At 54.7% G+C, this 1,286-nt stretch carries 1 protein-coding gene; it reads left to right on the top strand.

The genetic code is table 11. The features are described 5' to 3' along the window. The first annotated feature begins 89 nt into the window (after nucleotides 1-89). Nucleotides 90-1,223, top strand: a complete 1,134-nt coding sequence (locus ASC93_RS27290) for an IS481 family transposase (RefSeq protein ID WP_056450186.1) — start codon at nucleotides 90-92, stop codon at nucleotides 1,221-1,223. Nucleotides 1,224-1,286 lie beyond the last annotated feature (63 nt).

Below are 1,286 nucleotides of genomic sequence, written 5' to 3'. Positions count from 1 at the left end.
TGTTTGGCACAGAGACATAGTGGACACTTGTCCAGAGACATAGGTGACACCTTTTATCATCATTGCAACTTCGTTATTTGGAGCTTGCGATGCCTTGGAAGGAGTCGTCAAAAATGTCTTCTCGACTGGAGTTCGTCACGCTGGCGACGGCGCAGGGAGCCAATATCCGGGCCCTGTGCCGTTCGTTTGGAATCAGTCCGCAGACGGCCTATAAACTGCTTGCACGCTTCAAAGAACATGGAGCTGACGGTCTGCAGGAGCGGTCGCGAAAGCCTCACTCCTCACCGCGACGTAGTAGCGAGCAGCTCGAAGACGAGGTGCTCGCACTGCACGAAAAGTTTCCCTGCTGGGGAGCGCGCAAATTAGCGACTTTTTTGCCAGAGAATGCCAGGCCTCATCCCAATACGATCTCTGCCATTTTGAAACGGCATGGTCGCCAGGTAGTGGCATCGACAGACGTCCAGTCAGCCGCCATAACAAGGTTCGAGCATGAGGCGCCGAATCTGCTCTGGCAAATGGATTTCAAAGGGCACTTTGCGCTGACCGATTCACAAGCGGGACGATGCTATCCGCTGACGATATTGGACGATCACTCTCGCTTTTCCATCTGTCTGAAGGCCTGCCCCAGCGAGACCGGTGAGCATGTTAAACAAGCCCTTACCGACGCATTCAGGCGCTATGGGCTACCTGAGAAAATCACCTGTGACAACGGCAATCCATGGGGGACCCCGAAGCAGAACGGGATCACAAAAATCGAGGCGTGGCTGATGCGAGTCGGCATTAAAGTCAGCCATAGCCGGCCGATGCATCCTCAAACGCAAGGTAAAGATGAGCGGTTTCATCGTACCCTCAAGCGCGAACTTCTTGAGCGCACCGGATTTAACTCGCTCCAGAGCTGCCAGCAGGCCTTTGATCGCTGGCGTGATCAGTACAACCTGGTTCGACCGCATCAAGCTTTAGGTCAGAAGCCGCCTTCCTCTCGCTACGCCGCCAGCGCACGACCGTATCCCGAACAGTTGCCCGTTATTGAATACGATGCAGGCGACGAAGTCAGAAAGGTCCGCAGCAGCGGATGCATCAGCTTTTCGGGGCGGCAGCTGTTCATCGGTGAAGGCCTGGCGGGAGAACCCGTCGCTGTCCGGCCGAGCGACACCGATGGGCTCTTCTACGTCATCTTCTGTAACCGCAAGATTAGCGAAATCGATCTACGAATCGAGCTGTAAAATGACTAGGCATGTGTCACCTATGTCTCTGGACAAGTGTCACTCATGTCTCTGTGCCATACA

This window comes from Massilia sp. Root335, from assembly GCF_001425685.1.
GTDB classification, from domain to species: domain Bacteria; phylum Pseudomonadota; class Gammaproteobacteria; order Burkholderiales; family Burkholderiaceae_D; genus Telluria; species Telluria luteola.
Note: the sequence above shows the minus strand (reverse complement) of the source record. Positions and strands in the feature narration are given on the sequence as shown.